The organism is Pseudaeromonas pectinilytica (genome assembly GCF_054780855.1).
The window spans coordinates 1-510 of the sequence record NZ_BAAGVN010000134.1 but is presented as its reverse complement, the minus strand read 5'-3'; the positions used below and the strand labels follow the sequence as shown (position 1 = coordinate 510).

The following is a 510-nucleotide window of genomic DNA, read 5'->3' as shown; positions in this document are numbered from 1 at the left end:
GTCTGTTCGTCCAGGTGCCACTGACCGCCCTCCACATCGAAGGGTCTGCCATCACGGGCTGTAAATGCGCCAGCGGGTAGCAGTTGATGCCAGCCGTCGTCAGCGGATGTGAGTGCCGCTTCCAACACGGCCACGCGAGGCGGCAAGCGCGGGTCAATCGGCAAGGCTTGCAGGAGAGCCAGCCCCTGCGGCTGTGAGATGGAGCGAATAGATTTCATACCGCCATTGTCGAATGGCGGGGGAAATTGGCGGGTTTATTGTGTATTACAGGAGATCAGGGGGACGCGAGTAGCGTTTAATGGCGTTTAAATCATTCTGAACGGGCTCAACGATAGCACACGGGTACATCCGCCGCACCAGACCCCAAACAATCGAGCAGAGCGCCGTTTATGGATTTGTACCTTAACCAATCCACGGCACCCCATTAAAACCACATTTAAATCGCTCCAGAAACGTTTAAACGGTTTCGACCAACACCAGCGCACCAACTAACAGACAAAATCGAGCCTG

The 510-nt window shown here is 55.1% G+C and carries 1 pseudogene; it reads right to left on the bottom strand.

The annotated features are described in order from the left end of the window. A pseudogene (locus tag ACYVG7_RS09845) lies at positions 1 to 218 on the bottom strand (phage protease); the annotation flags it as partial. Between the last annotated feature and the right edge of the window lie 292 nt (positions 219 to 510).